The sequence below is a fragment of the Chelativorans sp. ZYF759 genome, from assembly GCF_012911015.1.
GTDB lineage: Bacteria > Pseudomonadota > Alphaproteobacteria > Rhizobiales > Rhizobiaceae > ZYF759.
This window is the reverse complement of record NZ_WVVV01000004.1, coordinates 36,005-62,297: the sequence shown is the minus strand read 5'-3', so window position 1 is coordinate 62,297 and position 26,293 is coordinate 36,005. Positions and strand designations below refer to the sequence as shown.

The 26,293-nt window shown below is 64.7% G+C and carries 24 protein-coding genes; 17 read left to right on the top strand and 7 right to left on the bottom strand.

Going from position 1 to position 26,293, the window contains the following annotated elements:
* Nucleotides 1-216 precede the first annotated feature (216 nt).
* The 11 genes from GRZ55_RS08150 to GRZ55_RS08100 all read left to right on the top strand — a co-directional run bounded on the left by GRZ55_RS08150 (nt 217) and on the right by GRZ55_RS08100 (nt 15,405).
* Nucleotides 217-3,687 carry an indolepyruvate ferredoxin oxidoreductase family protein gene (locus tag GRZ55_RS08150; RefSeq protein ID WP_169286418.1) on the top strand — a complete coding sequence of 1,157 codons (3,471 nt, stop codon included), beginning with the start codon at nt 217-219 and terminating at the stop codon, nt 3,685-3,687.
* Between the two features lie 93 nt (nt 3,688-3,780).
* Nucleotides 3,781-6,093 (top strand): EAL domain-containing protein, encoded by a 2,313-nt coding sequence (locus tag GRZ55_RS08145; RefSeq protein WP_169286417.1) that lies wholly within the window; start codon nt 3,781-3,783, stop codon nt 6,091-6,093.
* A gap of 150 nt (nt 6,094-6,243) precedes the next feature.
* On the top strand, nt 6,244-7,008 hold the full coding sequence (locus GRZ55_RS08140) for a hypothetical protein (RefSeq protein ID WP_169286416.1): 765 nt from the start codon (nt 6,244-6,246) through the stop codon (nt 7,006-7,008).
* Between the two features lie 94 nt (nt 7,009-7,102).
* Nucleotides 7,103-7,777: a Crp/Fnr family transcriptional regulator gene (locus tag GRZ55_RS08135; protein WP_169286415.1), complete on the top strand. Its 675-nt coding sequence runs from the start codon at nt 7,103-7,105 to the stop codon at nt 7,775-7,777.
* 182 nt (nt 7,778-7,959) lie between these two features.
* Complete coding sequence (locus GRZ55_RS08130) at nt 7,960-9,939, top strand: long-chain fatty acid--CoA ligase (protein ID WP_246734598.1); 1,980 nt, start codon at nt 7,960-7,962, stop codon at nt 9,937-9,939.
* Between the two features lie 23 nt (nt 9,940-9,962).
* Entirely contained in the window at nt 9,963-10,763 is an 801-nt protein-coding gene (locus GRZ55_RS08125; RefSeq protein ID WP_169286646.1) for an ABC transporter ATP-binding protein, read from the top strand.
* 18 nt (nt 10,764-10,781) lie between these two features.
* Nucleotides 10,782-10,925, top strand: coding sequence for a DUF3096 domain-containing protein (locus GRZ55_RS08120; protein WP_169286413.1), 144 nt, complete (start codon nt 10,782-10,784; stop codon nt 10,923-10,925).
* 49 nt (nt 10,926-10,974) lie between these two features.
* Nucleotides 10,975-11,934 carry a branched-chain amino acid ABC transporter permease gene (locus GRZ55_RS08115; protein ID WP_169286412.1) on the top strand — a complete coding sequence of 320 codons (960 nt, stop codon included), beginning with the start codon at nt 10,975-10,977 and terminating at the stop codon, nt 11,932-11,934.
* Between the two features lie 4 nt (nt 11,935-11,938).
* Nucleotides 11,939-13,015, top strand: a complete 1,077-nt coding sequence (locus tag GRZ55_RS08110) for a branched-chain amino acid ABC transporter permease (RefSeq protein ID WP_169286411.1) — start codon at nt 11,939-11,941, stop codon at nt 13,013-13,015.
* Between the two features lie 86 nt (nt 13,016-13,101).
* A complete protein-coding gene (locus GRZ55_RS08105) occupies nt 13,102-14,415 on the top strand; it encodes an ABC transporter substrate-binding protein (protein WP_169286410.1) in 1,314 nt (437 codons plus the stop codon).
* A gap of 147 nt (nt 14,416-14,562) precedes the next feature.
* Complete coding sequence (locus GRZ55_RS08100) at nt 14,563-15,405, top strand: ABC transporter ATP-binding protein (RefSeq protein ID WP_169286409.1); 843 nt, start codon at nt 14,563-14,565, stop codon at nt 15,403-15,405.
* Between the two features lie 38 nt (nt 15,406-15,443).
* Here the strand turns inward: GRZ55_RS08100 and soxR are convergent, their stop codons facing one another.
* From soxR to GRZ55_RS08085, 3 genes are all read right to left on the bottom strand, one after another.
* On the bottom strand, nt 15,444-15,896 hold the full coding sequence (soxR, locus tag GRZ55_RS08095) for a redox-sensitive transcriptional activator SoxR (protein ID WP_169286408.1): 453 nt from the start codon (nt 15,894-15,896) through the stop codon (nt 15,444-15,446).
* 117 nt (nt 15,897-16,013) lie between these two features.
* On the bottom strand, nt 16,014-17,318 hold the full coding sequence (locus GRZ55_RS08090) for a PqqD family peptide modification chaperone (protein ID WP_169286407.1): 1,305 nt from the start codon (nt 17,316-17,318) through the stop codon (nt 16,014-16,016).
* Complete coding sequence (locus tag GRZ55_RS08085; RefSeq protein ID WP_169286406.1) at nt 17,315-17,485, bottom strand: hypothetical protein; 171 nt, start codon at nt 17,483-17,485, stop codon at nt 17,315-17,317. Before GRZ55_RS08085 ends, GRZ55_RS08090 begins: the two co-directional genes overlap by 4 nt.
* A gap of 198 nt (nt 17,486-17,683) precedes the next feature.
* Between GRZ55_RS08085 and GRZ55_RS08080 the strand changes: the two genes are divergently transcribed.
* The 6 genes from GRZ55_RS08080 (at nt 17,684) to GRZ55_RS08055 (ending at nt 23,668) form a co-directional block, all read left to right on the top strand.
* Entirely contained in the window at nt 17,684-17,911 is a 228-nt protein-coding gene (locus GRZ55_RS08080; RefSeq protein ID WP_169286405.1) for an aa3-type cytochrome c oxidase subunit IV, read from the top strand.
* Between the two features lie 74 nt (nt 17,912-17,985).
* The gene (locus GRZ55_RS08075; protein WP_169286404.1) at nt 17,986-19,257 is read left to right on the top strand and encodes a Re/Si-specific NAD(P)(+) transhydrogenase subunit alpha; all 1,272 of its coding nucleotides are present in this window, start codon (nt 17,986-17,988) and stop codon (nt 19,255-19,257) included.
* Entirely contained in the window at nt 19,257-19,673 is a 417-nt protein-coding gene (locus tag GRZ55_RS08070; RefSeq protein ID WP_169286403.1) for an NAD(P) transhydrogenase subunit alpha, read from the top strand. The genes GRZ55_RS08075 and GRZ55_RS08070 overlap by 1 nt, the downstream gene beginning before the upstream one ends.
* Before the next feature lie 10 nt (nt 19,674-19,683).
* Entirely contained in the window at nt 19,684-21,081 is a 1,398-nt protein-coding gene (locus GRZ55_RS08065) for an NAD(P)(+) transhydrogenase (Re/Si-specific) subunit beta (protein WP_169286402.1), read from the top strand.
* A 126-nt stretch (nt 21,082-21,207) separates the two neighbouring features.
* Nucleotides 21,208-23,052: a hypothetical protein gene (locus GRZ55_RS08060; RefSeq protein WP_169286401.1), complete on the top strand. Its 1,845-nt coding sequence runs from the start codon at nt 21,208-21,210 to the stop codon at nt 23,050-23,052.
* 169 nt (nt 23,053-23,221) lie between these two features.
* Nucleotides 23,222-23,668, top strand: coding sequence for a hypothetical protein (locus GRZ55_RS08055; protein WP_169286400.1), 447 nt, complete (start codon nt 23,222-23,224; stop codon nt 23,666-23,668).
* A gap of 24 nt (nt 23,669-23,692) precedes the next feature.
* On the opposite strand, the gene GRZ55_RS08050 is transcribed toward GRZ55_RS08055, so the two are convergent.
* The 4 genes from GRZ55_RS08050 to rpsU all read right to left on the bottom strand — a co-directional run bounded on the left by GRZ55_RS08050 (nt 23,693) and on the right by rpsU (nt 26,096).
* Nucleotides 23,693-24,169 carry a DUF992 domain-containing protein gene (locus GRZ55_RS08050; protein WP_169286399.1) on the bottom strand — a complete coding sequence of 159 codons (477 nt, stop codon included), beginning with the start codon at nt 24,167-24,169 and terminating at the stop codon, nt 23,693-23,695.
* A gap of 63 nt (nt 24,170-24,232) precedes the next feature.
* A complete protein-coding gene (locus tag GRZ55_RS08045; protein ID WP_169286398.1) occupies nt 24,233-24,826 on the bottom strand; it encodes an NAD(P)H-dependent oxidoreductase in 594 nt (197 codons plus the stop codon).
* Between the two features lie 11 nt (nt 24,827-24,837).
* Nucleotides 24,838-25,689: a tetratricopeptide repeat protein gene (locus GRZ55_RS08040; RefSeq protein WP_169286645.1), complete on the bottom strand. Its 852-nt coding sequence runs from the start codon at nt 25,687-25,689 to the stop codon at nt 24,838-24,840.
* Nucleotides 25,690-25,814: 125 nt separating this feature from the next.
* Nucleotides 25,815-26,096 carry a 30S ribosomal protein S21 gene (gene rpsU / locus GRZ55_RS08035; RefSeq protein ID WP_210257272.1) on the bottom strand — a complete coding sequence of 94 codons (282 nt, stop codon included), beginning with the start codon at nt 26,094-26,096 and terminating at the stop codon, nt 25,815-25,817.
* Nucleotides 26,097-26,293: the final 197 nt, after the last annotated feature.

Genomic DNA, 26,293 nt, shown 5'->3' with positions numbered 1-26,293 from the left:
CTTTGCCGACAGGCCGGAAGAAGATTTGGGCATATGTGAACAGTGCTTGTGATGCAATTCGCACCTTGGCCGGCGACACAATATTGCGCACGCGGCCATCAACCGTTTCGGTTTGTGCGCATTTGCCGGCCTTTCCCGAAAAGGTTTGACGCCGCCTTCGGTGCCGGAAAGACTGCGTGCCGACAGCGGGTTACACGCTGCTTCGGGAGGCCCTTGATGACGTTGCATGCGGTGTCGCTGGACGACAAGTTCGATCTGTCGAAGGAACGGATCTATGTCTCGGGTTCGCAGGCCGTGGTCCGTATGCTGCTCATGCAGCGCGAACTCGACCGGCGTGCCGGCCTCGATACGGCCGGTTTCGTTTCGGGATACCGGGGCTCGCCGCTGGGCGGGCTCGACCAGCAGCTGTGGAAGGCGCGGCGGGACCTTGAGCGCGCCAATATCATCTTCCAGCCCGGCATCAACGAGGAACTCGCCGCCACCGCCTGCTGGGGTTCCCAGCAGACCGAACTATTGGGCGAAGGCAGGCACGATGGCGTGTTCTCCGTCTGGTACGGCAAGGGCCCGGGCGTCGACCGCTCGGGCGACGTCTTCCGCCACGCCAATCTCGCCGGCACCTCGCCGCACGGCGGCGTGCTGGCCCTGATGGGCGACGATCATACGGCCGAATCGTCGACCAATGCCCATGCGACGGAATTCCTCTTCGTCGACACGATGATCCCGATCTTCAACCCGGCCGGCGTGCAGGAACTGATCGATTACGGGCTCTACGGCTATGCGCTGTCGCGCTTCGCGGGCACCTGGTCGGCCATCAAATGCGTGAAGGACAACATCGAATCAACGGCTTCGGTGGATGTCTCCATGGATCGATTCAACTTCGTGCTGCCCGAGATCGATCTGCCGCCCGGCGGGCTCAACATCCGCCACGAGCTCGACCAGATCGGCCAGGAAAGGCGCCTGCACGAATATAAGCGCGCGGCCGCGGCCGCCTTCATCCGCGCCAACGGGCTCAACCGCATCGTCTGGTCGGGCGGGCCGAAGGCCAGGATCGGCATCGTCACGGTCGGCAAGTCCTATCTCGATGTGCGCCAGGCGCTCGACGATATCGGCATCGACGAGGCGCGCGCCGGCCAGCTCGGCATCCGCCTGTTCAAGATCGCCTGCCCCTGGCCGCTCGACCTCGAACATGTGCGCGACTTCGCCAAGGGCCTCGACATGGTCATCGTGGTCGAGGAGAAGCGCTCGCTGATCGAGGTGCAGCTGCGCGAGGACCTCTACGGCACGGCCATGCAGCCCACGATCGTCGGCAAGAAGGACGAGCGCGGCGACTGGCTCTTCCCGGTCCATGGCGCGCTCGATCCCAACGAGATCGCGATCGCCATCGGCGAGCGGGTGCTCAAGGTCATTGGCCCGTCGGACGAGATCACTGCCCGCGTCGACCGGCTCAAGCAGTTCCAGGCGATGCTTGCCGACACGACCGACGTGGCCGCCCGCACGCCCTATTTCTGCTCGGGCTGCCCGCACAACACCTCGACCCGCGTGCCCGAAGGCTCGATCGCCGGCGGCGGCATCGGCTGCCACTTCATGGCGCTGTGGATGGATCGGGCGACCGTCGGCTTCACCGCCATGGGCGGGGAGGGCGCGCAATGGGTCGGCCAGGCGCCGTTCTCGACGCGCGATCACATGTTCCAGAATCTCGGCGACGGCACCTACAACCATTCCGGTTCGCTGGCGCTGCGCTTCGCCCTCTCGTCGGGCGCCAACGTCACCTACAAGATCCTCTACAACGACGCCGTCGCCATGACCGGTGGGCAGCCGCACGAAGGCGGGCTGACCGTCGACATGATCGCGCGCCAGGTGCGTGCGGAAGGTGTCGACCGCATCGCCATCGTCACCGACGAGCCGGAAAAATATGCCGGCAAGGTGGAGTTCCCCGCCGGCGCGACAACTCATCACCGCGACGATCTCGACGCCGTCCAGCGCGAGCTGCGCGAGGTCAAGGGCGTGTCCGTTCTGCTCTACGACCAGACCTGCGCGGCCGAGAAGCGCCGCCGGCGCAAGCGCGGCACCTTCCCCGATCCCGACCGCCGCGTCATCATCAACGAGCTCGTCTGCGAGGGCTGCGGCGATTGCGGCGTGAAGTCCAACTGCGTCTCCGTGCAGCCGGTCGAGACCGAATTCGGCCGCAAGCGGCGCATCGACCAGTCCTCCTGCAACAAGGATTATTCCTGCCTCAACGGCTTCTGTCCGTCCTTCGTCACCGTCCATGGCGGCAAGCTCAGGAAGACGGCGGGCGTGGCCGGGTCTGCCGATCCGCTGGACGGCGTACCGGGCGTGACGCCGGCCTCGCTCGACAGGGGGTGGTCCGGCATCGTCGACGGCATCGGCGGCACGGGCGTCGTCACCATCGGCGCGATCCTCGGCATGGCGGCCCATCTCGAAGGCAAGGGTTGCGGCATCATCGACATGGCGGGGCTGGCGCAGAAGGGCGGGGCGGTGTTCAGCCACATCCGCATCGCCGAGACGCCGGAAAAGATCGCCGCCATCCGCGTGTCGGCTGGCAAGGCCGATCTGGTGCTCGGCTGCGATCTCGTGGTCTCGGCCAACAAGAAGGTGCTGTCTGCCGTGCGCGAGGGCGAGACGCTGTTTATCGCCAACACGGCCGAGGTGATGCCTGGCGACTTCGCGCGCTCGGCCGATTTCTCGCTGCCCACCGAGCGCATCAAGAAGTCTATTCGCGCGGCCGCCGGCGAGGAGCGGGCGCATTTCTTCGACGCCAGCAAGGCGGCCGCCGCCCTGTTCGGCAACGCCCTGGCCGCCAACATGATGCTGCTTGGCATGTCATGCCAGCACGGCGGCCTGCCGGTCTCGGCCGAGGCGATCGAAAAGGCGATCGAACTCAACGGCCAGGCCGTGGCCATGAATCTGGCCGCTTTCCGCTGGGGACGGCGGGCCGCGCACGATCCCGCTTTCGTCACGGGACTTGTCGATCGGGCCGGCGGGAGCGGGCGCGCCGCACCCTCGACCACGCTGGACGAGATCGTCGACAAGCGGGCCGACTTCCTCGCCGCCTATCAGGACGCGGCCTATGCGAAACGCTACCGCGACCGTATCGCGGCACTCCGCCAGGCCGAGGAACATGCAGCCCCCGGCTCGACGGCCGTCACCGAGGCAGCCGCGCGCAACCTCTTCAAGCTGATGGCGATCAAGGACGAATACGAGGTGGCGCGGCTTTATACCGACGGGGCCTTCATCAGGCAGCTTTCGGCAGAGTTCGAAAGCTACGAGAAGCTGGAATTCCATCTCGCGCCGCCCATCCTTGGCCGCAAGGGAAGTGACGGCAAGCCGCGCAAGTCGCGCTTCGGTTCCTGGATGATGTCTTCCTTCCGGCTGCTGGCACGGCTGAAAGGGCTGCGGGGCACCGCGTTCGACATCTTCGGCTACAGCGCGGAACGGCGCATGGAGCGCGCGCTTCTGGCGCGCTACGAGGGTGACCTGGACCGCGTCGTCGAGAGGCTCGCGCCAGGGCGGATCGATGCCGCCGCCGCGCTCCTGTCCGTTCCCGCCATGATCCGCGGCTTCGGCCATGTGAAGGAGGCGAATGCGGCGAAGGCGGCGGGCGAACGCGAGCGGCTTCTGCAAAGGCTGGACGCCTCGCCGGAACCGGCGCTCGAAGCCGCGGAATGAAGGCCGACGCGGCCGAAACGGGCCCCTGGACAGCATAAAGTTTCATTAATTTGGGTTTGTTATCATCCGAGCGCGCGCAACTAAGGTAGCTCAGTGACGACAGCCAGGATTCCAGACTCCGATTATGTCTACGTCGGTTTTGTGCGTTCGCTGTTCAATGCCCCAGCGATCCTGCTCATCGGTGGCGTGATCCATGCCCTGATCAGCCTGACGATCTTCAGCGCATCGGGCGATACGGTCTATGTGTTGCTGGCGGCCGCGCTGCTTTTTGCGGGTGTCTACCGCTTCCACGGGATCCGGGAGGGCCAGAGGGCGATCGACCGGATCGTCGATCTCGCCTCCGCCAAGGAATGGGAAAACCGATACCTGATCGGCGGCACGTTGCAGGCGTTCCTGCTCGGGTTGCTCTGCTTCACCACGCTCTACATCGCGCCGGTTCCCTTCGGCGAACTCGCTTCGATCACCGTCGTGCTCGGCTCGACCGTCTCGATCGTGGGCCGCAATTATGGCTCGCGCCAGATGGTGGCGGTCCAGGCCATCGCGGTCGTCGTTCCCATCGGCGCAGGCCTGATGCTGAAGAACGACGTCTACTACTTCATGCTGGGATTGTGCCTGGCGCCTTACATCTACGTGCTCATCAAGATGGCCCAGCAGGTCCGTCTGGTGCTCTTCAACGCGCTGAACGAGGAGCGCAAATCCTGGCAGATCGCGCAGCGCTTCGACCGCGCCCTCAACACGATGGGCCACGGCCTCGTGATGCTTGGTTCGGATGGACGCGTGGTCGTCGCCAACCAGGAAGCAGCCAAGGTGGTGGGCTTTCCCGGCGCCGACAAGATGCTGGGCCGCACGCTGCGCTCCCTGTTCGCGCGCGCGGTCGCCGCCGGCCTGATGACGCGCAAGGACATGAATTTCCTGTCCTCGCAGATCGTCAATCGTTTCGGGCAGATGCATGACAGAAAGCTGATGGTGCCCCTGTCCGACGGGCGTTATTTCGAGATCACCACACGCGAGGGCACCAACGATCTCGGTGTCCTGACATTCGAAGAGATCACGCAGCGCGTGAAGGCGGAAGAGCGCATCCGCTACATGGCCCGCTACGACAGCCTGACGGGACTTCCCAACCGCGCCTATTTCCACGAGACGGTCGCCGAGATGGTGGCCGCCGGCGATCGCGATCGCCTCTGCGGTATCGCCATACTCGACCTCGACGACTTCAAGAGCGTCAACGATACGCTGGGCCATGCCGTCGGGGATGGGCTGATCGCCGCCATCGCCAACTTCCTGGGTGATTTCACCACCGCGGACATCGTCGTGGGACGTGTCGGCGGCGACGAGTTCACCCTGTTCGTGAATTCGATCGAGCACCCCGACGAACTCGGCGAGATCATGGACCGCGTCTTCCGCGAATTGCGGGGCGAGATGGACATTGCCGGACATGCCATCAATGTCATGCTCAGCGGCGGCGCCGTCCTGTCGAAGGCGAGCGACTTCGATGTCGAGACGATGCTGGTCAATGCCGACCTCGCGCTCTACAGCGCGAAGGACGCGGGCAAGAACCAGTGGCGCCTCTTCGAGAGTGTCATGGATCACGCTTTCCGCAACCGGCAGCTGATGAAGGCCGATCTTCGCAGCGCCATCGAGAGCCGGGCGCTGCGCGCGGTGTTCCAGCCGATCATCGACATGGGCACCATGCGCATCGCAAGCTGCGAGGCGCTGTGCCGCTGGGATCATCCCGAACTCGGCCCGATTTCGCCTGCCATATTCATTCCGCTCGCCGAAGAGATGGGCATCGTCGGCGACATCAGCGACTTCATTCTCGAAGCCGCCTGTGCGGAGTGCGCGACCTGGGCCGAGCATGTCGGCGTTTCCGTCAACATGTCGGCCAAGGATTTCCAGAACGGAGAGATCGTCAAGAAGGTCGAGGCCGCGCTGGCGCGACACAGGCTCAGTCCCGGCCGTCTCGAGATCGAGGTGACGGAGACGGCGCTTCTCGATGACAAGAAGGCCAGCATCCGCTACATCGAAGGGCTGAAGGCGATCGGCGTGCGCGTGGCCCTGGATGATTTCGGTACCGGCTACTCCAGCCTGAGCTATCTTCATTCTCTGCCGCTCGACAAGGTGAAGATCGACCGCAGCTTCCTTGCCGACATCGCGCAGGACCAGCGCTCGCTGGACCTGGTCCGCGGCGTGGTGGATATCTCCCGCGCTCTCGGGCTCAAGGTTACCGTCGAGGGCGTGGAAACCTTCGATCAGCTGCGGATCCTGCATCGCCTCGTCAAGCCGGATCTGGTCCAGGGGTTCCTGTTCGGCTCGCCGCTGAGCGCCTCGGGCATTGCCACGATGTCGAATACGACATGGCCTTTCGCCAGCCAGTTGGACGGCGAAGTCAATTACTCCCGCGCTTGATTTCCTGCCCGCTATCCAGGCAAGGATGCGCCCGCCTGCTTGCCTGCCTCGTTAAGGTTAACGAAGGGTAAAGGCCCGTAGGGAAATATTAGCCTTCTTTCTTCTGCTCTGGTTAGTTATCTTTTCTAGGGCGAAATAGGAGGCAGGGTGATGCGGATAGAATCTTCGCGGGAAGGCATGGCCAGCAGCGCCCCGCCGATTTCGGCGTTCGCCCGCAATGTTTTATCCTTGCTTGAGAATGTCGAATACAGGCGATGCGAGAGCGGCGAGGATCTGGAGGCGATCTATCGGCTTCGCTACAATTCGTTCCGCTCCCATGGACTTCTCCTTTCCGAGGACCCTGCGGAGAAGATGGCCGACGAGCTCGACGAGGCGCCCAATTGCTACCGCTTCGGCGTCTTTCTCGAAGGCACGCTCGTCGCCACCGTCCGCATCCATCACCTGGCGGCAGCCACCCCCTTTGCCCCGATCATGACCGTGTTCGGCGACCAGCTTCGACCGCGCCTCGAGCAGGGCGATTCCTTCATCGATCCGAGCCGGCTGGCCATCGATCCGGAACTGGCCGCTACCAACCGCGCGCTGCCCTATCTGACATTGCGGCTGGCGGTCATCGCCAACACCTATTTCGACACGACAAGCTGCGTTTCCATGATCCGGGCCGAACACACGGCCTTCTACAAGCGTGTCTTCCGGTCGGTGCCGGTGTGCGAGCCACGCCTCTATCCTCCTTTCACCATGCCGATACACTTCTATGAATCGCGCTGCGACCTGAACATGGAATGGATATTGCAGCGCTTCCCGTTTTTCCGTTCGACGGCCATGGAACGGCGGCTTCTCTTCAGTCGCACTGCCATCGGCGAACCCGGCCCGCTGACGATATTGCCGACGGCGCGCTACACCGGCATCGCGGCCTGAGAGGGCGCCATAAGGTCGCCTTGTCAGGGTGATGCTGTGCGTCCATAAGCATGGGCGGTCTGTCGAATGACGAACGGACCTGTTCCGGTGAGACATGGACACGAAGCGGGATATTGCGGCCGAAACGATCTGGGCCGGCGAACTGACCGATGACGAACTCGAACGCGCTCGGCGCGGGTTGATCGAGCGGAACTTCGGAAAGGGCGCATATATCTGCCACAGGGGAGACAGGCTGTCCTACTGGACCGGCGTGATCTCCGGCATCGCCAAGATCAGTGCGATCTCGCGCGAGGGGAAGGCGATGACCTTCGCCGGCACGGCTGCCGGCAGCTGGTTCGGCGAGGGCTCGGTCCTGAAGGACGAACCGCGCAAATACGACATCGTGGCGCTGCGCGAGACAAGGCTGGCGATGATGCCGCGCGCCACCTTCATGTGGCTCTTCGAGAACAGCGTCGGCTTCAACCGCTTTCTGGTCCGGCAGCTGAACGAACGCATGGGCCAGTTCATCGCCACCATCGAGTACGATCGTATTCTGACACCCAAGGAACGGGTGGCGCGAAACCTGTCCTGGTTCTTCAACCCCGTGCTTTATCCATCGGTAAGTCGTGAAGTGGAGATCAGCCAGGAGGAACTCGCGCTCCTGGTCGGACTGTCGCGCCCGGTGGTCAACCGGAGCCTCAAGGAGCTTGAGGAAGAAGGGCTGATCCGCGTGGCGCATGGGCGCATCATCGCGCTCGATCACCAGGCGCTGACCACCTACGAAGCTTGAGGGGAGGCGGGGCGGACAAAGCTCCGCGCAGCAAACCAACAATGCGGGCCCCTGTCTGTCAAGCGGCAAGTTGATTGCCGGTCCTTTTTCGTGGAAACTCGTGAAACATAAGCACAAGGGGCCGATGAACGGCCTCGTCGGAGGAATGCGGGCGTCGTTGCCGCCCGCCGGAGGAGATGGGTTTGGCGCAAGCGCAGACCGTCCTTGACACGTTTCCGAAATATCTGGCGCTGAACGCGAGGCGTTTTGCGGATCGCCCGGCGGTGCGCCACAAGGATTACGGAATCTGGCAGAGCTGGAGCTGGGCAGAACAGTTCGAGGAGATCCGCGCCTTCGCGCTGGGCCTGCGCGAGCTGGGCCTGACGCGCGGCGACAAGGTGGCGGTGATCGGTGCCAACCGCCCGCGGCTCTACTGGACATTCGCCGCCGTCCAGTCGCTGGGCGGCATCCCCGTGCCGGTCTATGCCGACGCGGTCGCCGAGGAGATGGCCTATGTGCTCGATCATGCCGGCGTGCGCTTCGCCGTCGTGCAGGATCAGGAGCAGGTCGACAAGGTCCGCTCCTACGGCGAAAAAATGCCGTCGCTCGAACGGGTGATCTATGACGAGCCGCGCGGCATGCGCGACTACGACCATACGGGTCTGCACAATTTCGTCGATGTCCAGCAGGCGGGCCGCGCGGCACTGGAGGGCGATCCCTCGCTCGCCGCGCGCTGGGAAGACGAAATCGCGGCCGGCAGCGGCGAGGACGTGTCGATCATCCTCTACACCTCCGGCACGACGGGCCGCTCGAAGGGGGTGATGATCAGGGCCAGGGCGGCCGTCAACGCCGCGCTCGACACGGTCGCCTTCGACAACATCACCGAGCATGACAGCGTGCTGGCCTATCTGCCGCTGGCCTGGGTGGGCGATCACTATCTCAACTACGCGCAGGGCTACGTGTCGGGCTTCTGCATGAACTGTCCCGAAAGCCAGGAGACCGTTGCGCACGATCTGCGCGAGATCGGCCCGAGCTTCTATTTCGCGCCGCCCCGGGTCTTCGAGGGTCTCCTGACGATGGTCACCATCCGCATGGAGGATGCCAGCGGGCTCAAGCGGCGCATGTTCGAATATTATATCGATCTGGCGCGCCGCCATGGCGAGGCGATCCTGGAAAAGCGGCCAGTGCCGTTTTTCGCCCGGCTGAACTACGCCATCGGCGAGCTGCTGGTCTACGGACCGCTCAAGAACGTCCTCGGCCTGTCCAGGATCCGCGTCGCCTACACCGCCGGCGAGGCGATCGGCGCGGATCTCTTCGCCTTCTTCCGCTCGCTCGGCATCAATCTCAAGCAGCTCTACGGACAGACGGAAGCCTTCCTCTACGTGACCGTCCAGAAGGACGGCGAGGTGAGGGCGGACACGGTCGGTCCGCCCGCGCCCAATGTCGACATCCGCATCGACGAGACGGGCGAGGTGCAGTTCCGTTCGCCGGGCATGTTCTGCGGCTACTACAAGGAAGACGAGAAGACCGCCGAGGCGATGACGCCCGACGGCTATGTGAAGACGGGGGACGCCGGCTTCTTCGACACAGACGGGCAGCTCAAGATCATCGACCGGGCCAAGGATGTGGGCAAGCTCGCCTCGGGCGCGCTGTTTGCGCCCAAATACATCGAGAACAAGCTGAAATTCTTCCCCAACATCAAGGAAGTGGTGGCCTTCGGCGATGGCCGCGACTATTGCGCCGTCTTCCTCAACATCGACCTGCAGGCGGTCGGCAACTGGGCCGAACGGCACAACATCTCCTACGGCTCCTACCAGGAACTCGCCCAGCATCCGGAGGTCCGCAAGCTGATCGCGGCCGATGTCGACGAGACCAACCGGCGCCTTGCCGCCGAGCCGATGATGGCCGCCTCGCAGGTCCGCCGCTTCCTGATCCTGCACAAGGAACTCGACGCCGACGACGGCGAACTGACCCGCACGCAAAAAGTGCGCCGCTCCTTCATCGCCGAGCGCTACGGCGAACTCATCGAGGCGCTCTATGACGGATCGGGCGAAAAATACGTATCTACGGAAGTGACTTACGAGGATGGGCGCAAAGGCCAGATCAGCGCCACGGTGAAGATCGTGGACGCCCACACTTTCGGAACCGGGGCTGCAGAGCCCGTGCGGGAGGCCGCCGAATGAACGCGCACGCACAGCCCCACGCCATGGCCACCGCGATGGATGACGGCATCGCCATGGGCGACACGCTGATGGAGGTGAAGAACGTCTCGCTGCGCTTCGGCGGCGTGAAGGCGATCACCGACATCTCCTTCGACGTCAAAAAGGGCGAGATCCGCGCCATCATCGGTCCCAACGGCGCAGGCAAGACGTCGATGCTCAACGTCATCAACGGCTTCTACACGCCCCAGGAGGGCACGATCGTCTTCCGTGGCGAGGAGCGGCGCGCCATGCGCCCGCATCACGCCGTGCGCCAGGGCATCGCGCGCACCTTTCAGAACGTCGCGCTCTTCAAGGGCATGACGACGCTGGAAAACATCATGGCCGGACGCTCCGTCATGATGCACCGCAACATTCTCTGGCAGATGCTGTGGCGCGGTCCGGCGCTGGACGAGGAGATCGCGCATCGCGAGAAGGTCGAGGAGATCATCGACTTCCTGGAGATCGAGCATATCCGCCGCACGCCGGTGGGCCGGCTGCCCTACGGCTTGCAGAAGCGGGTCGAACTCGGCCGCGCGCTCGCCATGGAGCCCTCGCTGCTGCTGCTTGACGAGCCGATGGCGGGCATGAATCTCGAGGAGAAGGAGGATATGAGCCGCTTCATCCTCGACGTGAACCAGCAGCGCGGCACCACCATCGCGCTGATCGAACACGACATGGGTGTGGTCATGGACCTTTCCGACAGGGTAGTCGTTCTCGATTACGGCAAGAAGATTGCCGACGGAACGCCGGATGAGGTCAAGACAGACCAGAGCGTCATCGACGCGTATCTTGGCGTTGCGCATTGACCATGGAAAGGAAACGCAATGCCAGACTTGCCGCTCACACCCCTGATCGCCCTGATCGCGGGTGTCGTCATCCTGATCGCGCCGCGCCTGCTCAACTACATCGTCGCGATCTACCTCATCATCATCGGGCTGCTCGGCCTGTTCCCGCAATTGATGGGGTAAGGGGCAACACCAGCGCGAGGGGAACGCGCAAGAGGGAGGAAGCCGGAGAATGGACCTTCTAGGACGGATATTCGTCAAGCCGTTTCAGGATATGGCGGCAGCACCCGATTTCCTGATCCAGGTAGTCTGGGAAGGGCTCGTCTCCGGCACCCTCTATGCCCTCATCGCGCTGGGCTTCGTGCTCATCTACAAATCCTCGCGCATCTTCAATTTCGCGCAAGGCATCATGGTGGTGTTCGCCGCGCTCACTTTGGTGGGTCTCCACCAGATGGGCGTGCCGGCGCTGCTGGCGCTGCCGATGACGCTGGTGGTGATGTTCTTCCTGGCGGTGGCCATCGAACGGCTGGTGCTGCGCCCGCTGGTCAACCAGCCCGACATCATCCTGTTCATGGCCACGATCGGCATCACGCTGTTCCTGATCGGTTTCGGCGAGACCATCTTCGGCGGCGAGACCAAGCGCATGATCACGCGCGAGCTCTACATACCCGCCGGCAGCACCATCTTCGAACCCTTCGGTGGCTTCGTGGCCATCGAGCATCTGGACCTCACCGCGCTTGTGGCGGCCATCCTTCTGGTTACGAGCCTGCTCGTCTTCCTCAACAAGACCCGCATCGGACGCGCGATCCGGGCGCTCGGCGACGATCACCAGGCGGCCCTTTCGGTCGGCATCTCGCTCTCCATGATCTGGGTCGTGGTCTGGTTCATCGCTGGCATCATCGCGCTGGTGACGGGCATCGCCTGGGGCGCCAGGGCAGGGGTCTCCTTCGCGCTGGAGATCATCGCCCTCAAGGCGCTGCCGGTGCTGCTCCTTGGCGGGCTGGAATCGGTCGCCGGCGCGATCATCGGCGGGCTGGCGATCGGCGTGCTCGAAAAGCTCTTCGAGATCTATTGGGGCCAGCCGCTGATGGGCGGCGGCACGGAAACCTGGTTCGCCTTCGTCTTCGCCCTCATCGTCTTGCTGTTCAGGCCCCAGGGCCTGTTCGGCGAGCGCATCATCGAGCGGGTGTAAGAACATGCTCTATCGCGTCGCCGGACAATACAAGACCAGCTACCAGGCCGATTACGCGCTGTTTCCCGTGCGCCAGGATGCGTTCCTGCTGGGCATCATCCTGATCATGGCCTTCGTCGTCTTGCCCGCGACGGCGAACGACTTCGTCTTCCGCGCGCTTCTGATCCCGGTGCTGATCTACGCGCTGGCGGCCATGGGCCTCAACATCCTCACGGGTTATGCGGGGCAGCTTTCGCTGGGCACGGGCGCCTTCATGGGGGTGGGCGCCTATGCCTGCTTCAAGCTGGTGACGATCTTCCCGGAGATGAACATCCTCGTGGCGGTGCTCCTGTCGGGCTTCTTCTCGGCCACAATCGGCATGGCCTTTGGCCTGCCGTCGCTCAGGATCAAGGGTTTCTATCTCGCCATCGCCACGCTGGCGGCGCAGTTCTTCCTGGTCTGGCTGTTCCAGAAATGGGGCTGGCTCTACAACTACCATACGTCCGGGGCGATCCTGGTGCCCAACATCCAGATGTTCGGGATCACGGTTTCCGGTCCGACGGCCACCGCGATGGCGCAGTATTATTTCGTGCTGGGCGTTGTGGCGCTGATGACGATCCTGGCCATCAACGTCACGCGCGGGCGCATCGGGCGCATCTGGAAGTCGGTGCGCGACATGGACATCGCGGCAGAGCTCGTCGGCATCAACCTGATGAAGGCCAAGCTCATGGCCTTCTTCGTGTCGTCCTACATCGTCGGCGTTTCGGGCGCGCTCTTCGTCTTCATGTGGCGCGGGGCCGCGGAGGCGGAGCTGTTCGACGTGCAGCTTTCGTTCCGGGTGCTGTTCATCGCCATCATCGGCGGGCTCGGCTCGATCCTGGGCAACTATCTTGGCGCGATCCTGATCGTGGCCCTGCCGGTTCTGCTCAATGTCGTGCCGCGCGCACTCGGCCTGCCGATCAGTTCGTCGATGGTCGAACATCTCAACACGATGACCATCGGCGCGCTCATCATCTTCTTCCTGATCGTCGAGCCGCACGGGTTGGCGCGCTTCTGGCAGATCATCCGGGAGAAACTCATTATCTGGCCGTTCCCGCATTGAGGACGGCCGCAACCGGCCCGCGTGGCCCAATGAAGGGGGCGGTCCGCCCTTCCGCGACGGAGAAACGGACAAGTGGAGGAACCGAGATGAAAAGACTGATGAAGGCAGCGGTCGCGACGACCGCGATACTGGCGGCGGCCGCGTTCACGGCACCGCATCTTCTGGCACAGGATTCGCTCTATGTGCCGAACCTGTCCTACCGCACCGGCCCGTTCGCGGCGACCGGGACGCCGCTCATGAACGGGCAGAAGGACTACATGACGCTTCTGAACGAGCGCGATGGCGGCATCAACGGCGTGCGCATCGACTATGACGAGTGCGAGACCGGCTACAACACCGAGCGCGGCATGGAGTGCTACGAGGCGACGCGCGCCAACGCGGTCGTCACCCAGCCCTGGTCGACCGGCATCACGCTGCAGGTCCTGCCGCGCACCAATGTCGACCAGATTCCGGTGCTGGCGCCGGGATACGGCTTCTCGCCGATGGCCGATGGCCGGACCTTCAAATGGGCCTTCAACCCGCCATCCTCCTACTGGGACGGGGCGTCGATGCTGCTCAACTTCGTCGCCGACGGTGACCTGTCGAGCCTGGAGGGCAAGAAGATCGCGCTCCTGCATCTCGACGCGCCCTACGGACGCGAGCCGATCCCGCTGCTTGAGGACTATGCCCGCGAATACGGGTTCACCCTGCTGCCGATCCCGGTCGCGGTGACCGAGATGCAGAACCAGTCGGCCCAGTGGTTGCAGATCCGCCGCGAAAGCCCGGACTTCGTCTTCATGTGGGGTTGGGGTGCCATGAATGCGGGGGCCATCACCGAGGCCGTGCGCACGCGCTATCCCATGGACCAGTTCTTCGGCATCTGGTGGTCCGGCCATGACGGCGATCTGGCGCAGGCCGGCGAGGCGGCCTCAGGCTACCGCGCCGTCTCGTGGAACGTGCCGGTGCCGGACGCCCCGATCATGGGGGAAATCCGCGAGCACGTGATCGACGCTGGATTGTCGAGCATTGGCGAGAACGAGATCGACTGGGTTTTCTACCAACGCGGCATCACCATGTCGATGATGCTGGCCGAGGCGATCCGCACCGCGCAGGAAGAGTTCGACGAGACGGTCGTGTCGCCCGAGCAGGTGCGCTGGGGCCTCGAAAACCTCGACATCAGCGAGGAGCGGCTCGAGGAACTGGGCATGTCGGGCATGATTGTGCCCTTCCAGACGAGCTGTGCCAACCACACCGGCCATGGCGGCGGCTGGATCATCGAGTGGAATGGCGAGCGCTTCGAGCGCGTCTCCGACCATCTGCAGGCGGACCGCGATCGCATCACCCCGCTCGAGGAGGCGGAAGCCGCGAAATACGCGGAAGCCAACGCGCCCTGGCCGATGAACGACGAGTGCGAGCTTTAGGTTTCTTACCCTCCCCTTGATGGGGAGGGTCGGACCGAAGGTCCGGGGTGGGGTGATCCCCACCCCCTCCCGCCGCTTCGCGTCGATCTCCTCCATCTAGGGGATGTGGGCGCCAGGCTTAACCGAGTTTCCAGGACCAAAAGAACCATGTCCGACATCGCAACCGCCGCTCCGTCGCCTGCCGCCGCAGAGCCCATCCTGACGGTCAACAATATCGAGGTGATCTACGACCACGTCATCCTCGTGTTGAAGGGCGTCTCTCTCGCGGTGCCGCGCGGTGGCATCGTCGCCATTCTGGGGGCCAATGGGGCGGGCAAGACGACGACACTCAAGGCGATCTCCAACCTCTTGCGCGCCGAGCGCGGCGAGGTGACCAAGGGCTCGATCGTCTTCGAGGGCGAACAGGTCCAGTCCATGTCGGCCAACGCGCTGGTGCGGCGCGGCTGCATCCAGGTCATGGAGGGGCGGCGCTGCTTCGCCCATCTCACGGTGGAGGAAAACCTGATGACCGGCGCCTTCACGCGCCGCGATTCGTCCTCCGACATCGCCCGCGACCTGGAGATGGTCTACACCTACTTCCCGCGCCTCCGGGAACGCCGCTCGAGCCAGGCCGGCTACACGTCCGGCGGCGAGCAGCAGATGACGGCGATCGGCCGCGCGCTGATGAGCCGACCCAAGATGATCCTGCTCGACGAACCCTCCATGGGGCTGGCACCGCAGCTCGTCGAGGAGATTTTCGAAATCGTCAAGAAACTCAATGACGAGCAGCAGGTCTCCTTCCTTTTGGCCGAGCAGAACACCAACATCGCGCTGCGCTACGCCGAATATGGCTACATCCTGGAATCCGGTCGCATCGTCCTGGACGGCGAGGCCAAGGCGCTGCGCGAGAACGAGGACGTGAAGGAATTCTATCTCGGGGTGGGCGGCGAAGGCCGCCGCTCCTTCAAGTCGGTCAAGCACTACAAGCGGAGGAAACGCTGGCTGTCGTGAGCGCCCGTTGGGCCGGTCCGGCCGCGCCTCCGGGTCCTTCAGCCCGCTGAGGCGAGGAACCGCGCGCCTGGCCCTTCGAGGCCCGCCTCGTCGCCCGGGTTGCGCAGCGGGCAGTCCCGCATCGAGAGGCAGCCGCAGCCGATGCAGCCGTCGAGCCTGTCGCGCAGCTCCGTCAATTGCCTGATGCGCTGATTCAGGTCGTTTCGCCATGTGCTTGAAAGTTCGGCCCAATCCTTTGCGTCCGGCGTGCGGCCCTCGGGCAGGGCGGCCAGGGCGTCCCTGATGCGGGCAAGCGGGATGCCCGCCTGCTGGGCGATGCGGATGACGGCGACGCGGCGCAGCACGTCGCGGCCGTAACGGCGCTGGTTGCCGTCACTGCGCCAGGCCTTGATCAGCCCCTTGCGCTCGTAGAAATGCAGCGCCGACACCGCGACGCCCGCGCGCCGCGCGACTTCGCCCACCGACAGGTCGCGGCCGGTTCTGCTGTCCATGTGCTGCTCCTCGCAAGCGCTTGCGCGCCTCAACCATTGTGGAGGTTTTACGCAGGCTGGTGCGATCCTTCAACGGGAGGCCATCGGCGCAGCGTTGCCACGCCGGCGCTAAGCTGCCTATTCGGCCGTCTCGACGGGGCGCGCGCCGCCGGGCCCGTCCGCTTCTGGTGCATCCGGGAGGGTTTCGGCCGGCGCGACCGGTTGCACGATGGCGACGAGGCCGGCTTCCTGCATCTGCGCGAAATGGGTCTCGACATCGGCCATGATGCGGCGCTCGTCGATATCCGGAAAGGCCTCGGCCAGGAGTGCCGTGCACAGATCGACGCTCATCGGGTTCTCGACGAGGTTCCAGAGGGCGCTCGAGATGGGATTGAGCCTGAAGACGGCACCGGCTTCACCCAGGGTGAGGAAGGTTTCGTCCTCGATCTGGTGGTGGGTGGCACCGTCCGCGCGGACGAAGCGCAGGCCGATGGCGAAGGTCCGCTGGGTGCCCTCCTGGGTGGCAGGGGTCGGCGACGCGGCAGCTTCGTCTTCGACGGGCGCCGGCGCGGCCTCGATCTCCTCGCCCTCGACGAAGACGGCGCGTAGTTTCGCCACGGCGTCGGCGAGGTCGCCGTAGCTCAGGCGGTAGCACGGTATGCCGTCGAGCACTGTTGCCAGCCGCGGCAGGGCATCGGCTTGCGACAGGGCCGGCGACAGCTGCTGCATCATCAGTTCCTGAAGCCCGTCGCCGGGGATGACGGAAACCAGCTCGGCGTCACGGCCTTCTTCGCGCTCCAGGAGGACGATCGCGCCCAGCCGGGCCGTGCGGCCAAACGAAGGGCCGGCGCCCTCGGGCAGGGCGAGATAGGCGTATTTGTCGTCTTCGGCCGCGCTGTGGTCGGCGACAAAACGCGCGAGTTGCGCATCGGCTGCGTCCGGCAGGGGCAGCCGCAGCCGCGGGTGCATGCCGAGCGAGATCGCATGCGGCGGCTGCTCGGAAGACAGCGCCAGCACGTCATCGGCGAGCACGGGAAAGCCGGCGGCCGCCAGGGCGACGCTGAGCGTGCTCTTGCCCGCGCGCGAGGAGCCGGGAAACAGCACGGCCGTGTCGCCAAGCACGGCACAGGCGCCGTGGATCGCAAGAAGGTCCGGGTGCTCGTCGAGATGGGCTTCGAGAAGATCGACGGCAAGATTTGCCGCGGCGCGGAAGGGATCGGATTCGTCGACCGGCGCATCCTGCCACGGCGCGCTCAGGCGGAAGCGGCCGTCTGCCAGCGCCACCTCGAGCGGCGCCAGCCTCTGCGCCTCGGTGACGGGCTCGAACGACCAGCCCGTGCACAGGCGCGGCAAAAGCTGCAGCAGAACCTCGCTGCCGCCGACAAAACGCACTGCGCCTTCAAGCGGAGCGAAGGCGTAGAGACGGGTGTCCTCCTGCGTCAACGGCTCGGCCGGGTGGCGCGGGTGGCCGTGGTCGGGCGCGTCTGGGCTGCGGCCGGCGAAAGATCCGTCAGCACGGGCGCGGCATAGGCGGCTGCGGCCGAAAGGCCGAGCAGCTTGAGGAGGTTACGACGACGCATGTCGCTGCCGGGCGTGGCGGAATTCTTCATCAATGTGATTCCTCGCGAGATCGATCCAAGCAACGCCAACTAAGAGCCGAACAGGCCTCGTCAACTTTGACAGGCTCACGAATTCTGACGCCGCGAAACAGAACTGCGCCCGGAAGCCGCTTCCGCGACAATCCTGCCATTGCCCTTGGCGGCTGTTTTCGCTATCAGCGCGGATGATCATGCCGGAGGTAGGTTGACATGGCCGAGACGACGCCGCACGAGCCCGCAGAGTTGGGCGCCCAGATGGACTATCAGGAACACGAGAACACCTACGACCTGTTCCTGGCCATTACGAAATACACGACACTTTTCGTGGTGGCGCTTCTGGTGTCCCTGGCGTTCGGTATGTTCACCGCGGCCGGCTTCATTTCGGCGACGGTTCTTTTCATTCTGATCTGCGTCATCGGCGCATATTTCCTGCGATAGCCGTTTCCTGTCCGCACGCCGGCGACAAGTGGCCGGCGTAGGGAGGAGTGGGCCCGGCCGAAAGGACAGTGGCGGTGGGACAGACGATCTTCGTGCCTAAGGAAAGTGACGCAGCGGAACCGCGCGTCGCGGCATCAGCCGATACCGTGAAGCGGCTGGCGGGGCTGGGCTTTTCCGTAATCGTGGAGAAGGACGCGGGCGTCCTCTCGCGCATCACCGATGCCGAATTCGAGAAGGCCGGCGCCAGGATCGGCAAGGCCGCCGATGCGTCGAGCGCCGATGTCGTGCTCAAGGTCAGGCGCCCGAGCGAGGCCGAGCTCAAGGGCTACAAGCGCGGCGCCATCGTGCTGGCCTCGATGGACCCCTACGGCAACGAGAAGGCGGTCGCCGCGATGGCATCTGCCGGTGTCTCCGCTTTCGCCATGGAGTTCATGCCGCGCATCACGCGTGCCCAGTCCATGGACGTGCTGTCTTCCCAGGCCAATCTCGCCGGCTACCAGGCCGTCATCGACGGGGCGGCGGAATATGACCGCGCCATGCCGATGATGATGACGGCGGCAGGCACCGTGCCCGCCGCGCGCGTCTTCGTCATGGGGGCGGGCGTTGCCGGCCTGCAGGCCATCGCCACCGCAAGGCGCCTCGGCGCGGTCGTCACCGCCACCGACGTGCGCCCCGCCGCCAAGGAACAGGTCGCCTCGCTCGGCGGCAAGTTCGTCGCGGTCGAGGATGACGAGTTCAAGGCGGCCGAGACGGCGGGCGGCTACGCCAAGGAAATGTCGAAGGAATACCAGGCCAAGCAGGCCGCCCTTGTTGCCGAACACATCGCCAAGCAGGACATCGTCATCACCACGGCGCTCATTCCCGGGCGCCCGGCACCGAAGCTGATCTCGGCCGGGATGGTCGCGTCCATGAAGCCCGGCTCCGTGATCGTCGACCTGGCGGTCGAGCGCGGCGGCAATGTCGAGGGTGCGGTCGCGGGCAAGGTCGTGACCACGAAGAACGATGTGCGGATCATCGGCCATCTCAACATGCCGGGCCGTGTCGCGGCCTCCGCCTCGCTGCTCTATGCCAAGAACCTCTATGCCTTCCTGGAGACCATGGTCGACAAGGAAGCCAAGCTGATCGCGCCCAATCTCGATGACGAGCTGGTCAAGGCGACGTTGCTGACCCATGCCGGCAAGGTCGTCCATCCGGCATTCGCGGCCGCCGCGCCCCCGCCCGATGCGGAAACCGCCATTGCGGCCGAGGGTACCGAACCCGGCCTCGACGTCGCGCCGAAGAAGCCCGCGCGCAAGGCCCCGGCCCGCAAGGCTTCGCCGAAATCCAAGCCCGAGGGAGGTGCATGATGGCCGAACCCCAACTGGAGCAGGCGCTCGAACAGCTGGACGGCGCGACCGAGGCGATCCGCAACGCGATCGCCAACATTCGCGCCGAAGACGCGGCCGAAGCAGCTTCCGCGCTCGGCTATGCGGCGGGTGTGGATCCCTTCGTGTTCCGCTTCGCCATCTTCGTGCTCGCGATCTTCGTCGGCTACTACGTGGTCTGGTCGGTGACGCCGGCGCTGCACACGCCGCTGATGTCGGTCACCAACGCCATTTCCTCGGTGATCGTGGTCGGTGCGCTTCTGGCCGTCGGCATCTCGGCTTCGGGACTGGCCACCGGCTTCGGCTTCATCGCCCTGGTGCTTGCCTCGGTGAACATCTTCGGCGGCTTCCTCGTCACCCAGCGCATGCTGGCGATGTACAAGAAAAAAGAGAAGTGAGGCCGGCCCCATGAGCGAGAATTTCGCCTCCTTTCTCTACCTGGTCTCCGGTGTCCTGTTCATCATGGCGCTGCGTGGCCTGTCGCATCCGACGACGAGCCGCCAGGGCAATGTCTATGGCATGATCGGCATGGGCATTGCCGTCCTGACCACGCTGGCGCTGACGACGCCCAGCTGGGGCGGGATGCTGATGATCATTGTCGGTATCGCCATCGGCGGCTCCATCGGCGCCTATATCGCCCGCAACATCGCCATGACGGCGATGCCGCAGCTGGTCGCCGGCTTCCACAGCCTCGTCGGCCTCGCCGCCGTCCTGGTGGCCGCCGCCGCGCTCTATTCGCCCGAAAGCTTCGACATCGGCGTGATCGGCCATATCCACACCCAGGCCATCATCGAGATGTCGATCGGGGCCGCCGTCGGCGCGGTCACCTTCACGGGCTCGATCATCGCCTTCCTGAAGCTCGATGGGCGCATGTCCGGCAAGCCGATCCTCCTGCCGATGCGCCACATGCTCAATGCGGGCATCGGCATCGCGATCCTGCTCCTGGTCGTCATCCTCGTCTCGACCCAGAGCCCCACCGTCTTCTGGCTGATCGTCATCCTGTCGCTGGCCATCGGCATCCTGCTCATCATCCCGATCGGCGGCGCCGACATGCCCGTCGTCGTGTCGATGCTCAACTCCTATTCGGGCTGGGCTGCGGCCGGCATCGGTTTTACCGTCGGCAACCTCGCCCTCATCATCACCGGCGCGCTGGTCGGCTCTAGCGGCGCGATCCTGTCCTACATCATGTGCAAGGGCATGAACCGCTCCTTCATCTCGGTCATTCTCGGCGGCTTCGGCGGCGAGACCACGGCGGCCGCCGATGACGGCGTCGAGCGCAACGTCAAGCTCGGCTCGGCCGACGACGCCGCCTTCCTGATGGCCAACGCGACCAAAGTCATCATCGTGCCGGGCTACGGCATGGCGGTGGCCCAGGCCCAGCACGCGCTGCGCGAACTGGCCGACAAGCTCAAGGCCGCCGGCGTCGAGGTCAAATACGCGATCCACCCGGTCGCCGGCCGCATGCCGGGCCACATGAACGTGCTGCTCGCCGAAGCCAATGTGCCCTACGACGAGGTTTTCGAGCTGGAAGACATCAACGCCGAATTCGCCCAGGCCGACATCGCCTATGTGATCGGCGCCAACGACGTCACCAACCCGTCGGCGCGCGACGACAAGGCCTCGCCCATCTACGGCATGCCGATCCTCGACGTCGACAAGGCCAAGACCTGCCTCTTCGTCAAGCGATCGCTCGGCTCCGGCTATGCCGGCATCGACAACACGCTGTTCTACAAGGACGGCACGATGATGCTCTTGGGCGACGCCAAGAAGATGACCGAGGACATCGTCAAGGCGATGGACCACTAGGTCTCACGATTTCCAGGAGCCCGGCCCGCGCCGGGCTTTTTCTTGTTCGATAATACAACCACAGATGGTTCTTTCCCTAACGGCACAATCGCGCTAGAATTGGCTTTCGCTCGCGAGGGGGCAGCGATGGGCAAGCCGAAAGCCGAGAGTGTCCAGGACCCGTCAGCGGCCGCGCCGCTGGATGTCCGCAAGCAGGCCGTCGTCGTCATCCACGGCATGGGTGAACCTGTACCGATGGACACGATGCGCAGCTTCGTCGACGCGGTGTGGGAAACGGATCCGTCCTTCGACACGCTTGCCGGCGATCTGCAGGGCACGCGGGCCAGCCAGAAGCACAATGATTCCTGGCTTGTGCCTGATCAGCGGACCGGTTCGCTCGAACTCTTCCGGATCACGACGCCGCCCTTCGTTCCGAAAGGGTCCGCAAAGCCGCAGACAGCCGCGCGCACCGATTTCTACGAATTCTACTGGTCCGACATCATGGAGGGCACCACCTTCCAGCATGTCAGGGCGTGGATGGCCGGCCTGCTTTTCAGATGGCCCTATCAGGTCCCGCGCCGTGTCATGGCGGCATGGATTCTGCTGTGGGTCTCGGTCATCGTGGCAACCTGGCTGGCTGTGGCGGGGCTGCTGGGACTGGACCCTCGGGGGCAGCACTCCTTCCTGTGGCAGACCTTGTTTGATCCCTGGTGGAATCCTGAACTTGCCGGGCGCGGGCTGACGCTGTTTGCCGCCGCCATACTGCTCTGGGCGTTCGTGGCGAGGCTGCGTGGCAGCCGGATGCCGGGCGAGCAGTCCGTACGACCCTTCCTGTCCTGGTTGCTGGCACTGGCCGTCCCTGCGGCCATTGCGGCGGCTGGGTGGTTCCTCGTGCCGTGGCCGCAAGTGCTGGTTCCGCCAGTCCTGCTTCTGCTACTGTCCGCGCTGCTCGGCTACTTCATCCAGGTCTTTCTTGTCCCGTATTTCGGAGATGTGGCGCGCTACGTGCGTGCGGCGCCCGACACGATCGCCAAACGCGCGGAGGTTCGCGAACGCGGATTGAAACTGTTGCGCGAACTCCATCGCGTGCGCCCTTCCAAGGAAGGGGAGCCGGCCGATGAGGGTTATCAGCGCATCGTGGTCGTGGCGCACAGCCTCGGATCGATCATCGCCTACGACATTCTGAACCATTTCTGGGCGGAGATGGGGCCGACCGGTAGCCACAACCCGCCTGAAGGCGAGGTTCCAAAGGCCCTCAAGGACGTCGATGACTATATCGCGGCGCATACCGTCTTCAGGCCGGGCACTGCGCCAGGCAGCCGCGCGGGCAGTACAAGGAAGGTGAGCCGCTCGATCATTGGGGCTAGCTTCGACGCGCCCGATTTTCGCGGGCACCAGCGCAACCTGTCCAGGGCACTGGTGCGACAACCGGGCGGGAAGGGCTGGCGCATTTCCGATTTCATCACGCTCGGGAGCCCGCTGTCGCATGCCGAGTTCTTGCTCGCGCGCGACCGTACCGGACTGGAACAGCGCATTGCCGAGCGTCAGATCGCCACCTGCCCGCCTTACCCCGATCCTGCGAGCGGGAGCATCCTCTATCGGGGGAAGGACAAGGATGGAAAGGCGAAAGACTACGCCCATCATGCTTCCGTCTTCGCCGCGACGCGCTGGACCAACATCCACGATCCCCACGTCCTGACCTTTTTCGGCGACATCATTTCCGGCCCCGTCGGTGGCCGGACTGACGGCGGTTCGTCGGTTGCCGACGACCTGTTCGGCCGAGGTATTCGCGATGTCGGCGTCAGGATGAGGCGGCGCTGGTTCGCCTTCTCGCGCCTGTTCACACACACATTCTACTGGTCCCTCGACGTGACTGGGGAACGCGTGAACGGCGATGGCACACGGCCAGAGCCAGAAGCGGCTACAGACGAACGTCTCGACCACGTGACCGAGCTGCGCAAGGCCGTCAATCTCGCGGAGATATTCGACTGACCGGGCAGGCTCGGTGCCGCATCGATCCGTCCGGGTTCATTCCATTGCCTGGACCGACATTCTTCCGGCCTGGCGGCGAGCCTGCCATCCTCGCCTTTTTTTGCCAAAATCTATCCACGCCTTTCGCGCCCGCCGTAACATCGCCCGTCTTGTGTCGCGGGAGAGGCGGATGAAGCGGGTGCGGGAAGAAGACGAAAGGGCGCTCAGGCGCATCGTGGCGCTGCTTTTCGCCTTGGCGCAGGTCGCCGAGCGCGCCGGCGCCATGTCTTTCCCCGCCCGTCTCCTGTTTCTCGCGATCCTGCGTCATGTCGAGATCGTTGCCTGGGCATTCGCCTGCGGCCTCGCTTCCGCCCCCGCGCAAGGGCGGAAGGTCGTCCAGCTTCAATACCTGGACACGGCCGGCCTCTTTGTGCCGAGCGACATCGCTGCCGTCGAGGCAGCCCGTCTCGCTCTTGGCCTGCGGGTCCTGGCGCTGTTCATCGCCGGCTGCGCGAACAGGATCTTGCCACCTGGAGGAAGGCGCGAGATCGTGGACCGCGTTGTCGTAATCGCAAACGCCCGACCGCCGCAAGGCTGGCGAAGTGTCGGAGCGCCTTTTGCTCCCGACACCTCATGAAGCCAATCTGGCCGAAGTAGGAACCTACTGCGCGGAGCGCAGCTGGAATTCCGACACGCCGAGCGCGATGTTGAAGCCCGTCTGGGCCTGCACGCTTAGCGGCTGCAGGGCGACCGTCTCGTGCGAGCCCCCGACCAGCAGATTCGCGCCGCCGCCGATGCCCGCGGTGGCTTCCGCGCTGGCACCGAAATAGTCGCCGGCGAGACCGCCGGGAATGTAGGGATCGGTGGTGGGCGCCAGCACCAGCCATTGCATGATCGCCTCGTCGGTCACGCCGATGTCGAGGCCATAGCGGTTGATCACGCCGATATAGGCTTCCGGCGCGCGGCTCTCGTCGGCCGGCAGGAAGGTGCAGCCGACTTCGCGCGAAGACGAGAGGATCTGGCCCACATTGGCCTCGACCACGCATTCGAGCAGGCCGATTTCCGTCTGGTCCTGGGCGCTTGCCGAGCCGATGGCCAGAAGGGTCGCCGCGGTGGCGAGGAGGGCGGTACGGGTCATGGTCTTCTCCTGTTGACTTGCGACGGGACAACAGGCGGCGCCGCGGAAGGTTCCTGCCGCAGCCTATCTCAGTTCCGACAGGACGCTCCGGATGCGCGCCTCATGCGCTTCCACCTTTCCGGCCGCGATCGCTTCGGCCGCGTGCAGCGCCAGATAGGCGAAGCGGGCCTGCGGCGCGCAGCCCTTGGCGATGGCTATCTTCAGCATGCGCCTGACCGGCTGCCACATGACCAGTGTGTCGATCCACCAGGGCGAGCCCAGCGTGGTGAAGGAAACGAAATGCCGGAGCCGGGTGAGGGCGGGGCGGATCGCTCCGCCATCCGATCCGTGATGAAATGCGACGCCCGGCGCGAAGGTGCGATCGATCCAGCCCTTCAGGATCGCGGGCAGGCCGAACCACCAGGTCGGAAACACCAGGACCAGCGCGTCGGCTTCCTGGAGAAGCCCCGCATGCTCGGACGGTACGCGGGCGGTGGCATCGGCCGCGTAATGCGCGGCCCTTTCCGCCCTGCTCAGGCGGGGCTCGTAATCCTCCTCGTAGAGATCGAGGCACGTGACCTGATGACCCGCGGCCTCGAGTTCGGCAAGCACCAGCTTCAGGAAGCGGCCGTTGAGGCTGTCCGGCAGGGGGTGGGCGAAGACGACGAGGCAGTTCACGCCGGCTCGGCTCAGCTGGTGCCGCGCGTGCGGGCAAGGCCGTTCCTGGCCGCCTCGAATTCGGGATCCAGCCGCAGCGCCTCGGAGAAGGAGCGGGAGGCCCGTTCGCGGTCGCCCCGCCTCTCGAGCACCAGACCCTGATAGGCCCAGCCCTCGGCATTGGTGCGGTCGAGCTGGATCGCCGTGTTGAAATCCGACAGCGCGTTGTCCTCGTCGTCGCGGGCGAGATAGGACAGGCCGCGCGCATTGTAGGGCGGCGCAGTGCCAGGGGCGAGCGAGATCGCCCGCGCGAAGTCCTCGATCGCGTAATCATGCTGGCCACGGCCCTGATAGAGGAGGCCGCGATTGTGGTAGGCGCGCGCGTCTGTCGTATCCAGCTGGATGGCGCGTTCGAAGTCCTGGAAGGCGTCGTTGGTGCGCCCGGCAAGCCGATAGAGATTGCCGCGGCCGATATAGGCGACATCGTAACGTGCGTTGATCTCGATCGCGCGGTTGTAGTCGGCCAGTGCGGCCTGCTGGTCGCCCAGGAAACGGTGGATCAGCGCGCGGTTGGCATAGGCCTGGTAGAAGCGCGGGTTCAGCTCGATCGCGCGGTCGAAATCGGCGATCGCCTCCTGGTAACGGCCGCCGCGGCCATAGGCCGTGCCACGGACATTGTAGGCTTCGTAGTCGTTGGGGTTGCGCTGGATGACAGCCGACAGCGAGGAGATGTTTTCCTGCGATCCTTGCGCCGCCTCGATCCCCGCCACCTCGCCCAGGGGGCCTGTCGCCGTCTGGCAGCCGGCCAGAAGGGCGGTGGCCAATATCGCGGCCGGTGCTATTCCCGCGCGAAGAACGCTGGAGCGATTGCGGAAGATCGTCATGGCGGTTCTACCCTTTGTCATGCAATGGTCGTCACGCAAGTTGGTTCGCGGCAAAGAAAAAGGTGGCGGCGATTCTTCATCGCGCCACCTTATCTATTTTCCGAAAGGGACGAAATCGCGGCGCATCAACGCGCCGGCGCAACCCGTCCACCGGCGACGAGGCCTTCACGCTGTGCCCGCTTGCGTGCCAGCTTGCGCGCGCGGCGGACGGCCTCGGCCTTCTCGCGTGCACGCTTCTCGGAAGGCTTTTCGTAGTGACCGCGCATCTTCATTTCGCGGAAAATGCCTTCGCGCTGCATCTTCTTCTTCAATGCGCGAAGCGCCTGGTCGACATTGTTGTCGCGGACGAGTACCTGCACGGGCGTTCCTGTCGTTCCGTTGTGGCGAATGGCCGGGTTGTTGCTCATCCGAATGGCTGCCTCGCTGAAGCAATAGCCATGCGGTTCCGCTGCGGAAAGCGCGGCGGATTGATCTGGCAATTAGCAGAATCACCTATTCTTGTCCACACGCTAGATGAGCCTGTGCGACAAGTATTTCCGGCCCCTCTGCACTTGCCCGTTGCCGACCGTCGCCGCCGCGCCGTTGGCCGTCGCATTCAGGGCAA